Source organism: Dellaglioa sp. CoH-55-MRSF-8 (genome assembly GCF_056782195.1).
On record NZ_JBXAYH010000190.1, the window covers coordinates 1 to 273 of the forward strand.

The 273-nt window shown below is 57.9% G+C and carries 1 protein-coding gene; it reads right to left on the reverse strand.

What is annotated here, in order from left to right:
- Window positions 1-28: 28 nt before the first annotated feature.
- Window positions 29-273, reverse strand: a 245-nt coding sequence (locus AC1RPW_RS08450; RefSeq protein WP_481769518.1) for a hypothetical protein, incomplete at its 5' end; no start/stop codon positions are given.

Genomic DNA, 273 nt, shown 5'->3' on the forward strand with positions numbered 1-273 from the left:
TCGTAGCGCCCGCGCGTCTCAATAATGCTCATTGCAGCACCCCAATCGCGTACTCGAAGCTTTCGATGCCCTCGTACACACCATGGCGTTCGGTACACGCGACCAGCAGGTCAGAGCCCGCGATCCCGTACTGATGCAGGACCCGGAACAGCGTGTTTTTCGTCACCTGAATGGTCGACGGAATTTCAATCGGCATCTTGTGGTTGCGATTGATACCAGCCGTGTGGTATCCGGTGGTCCGCACGTTCATCGCGAATGCTGTGCCCTTGGGCG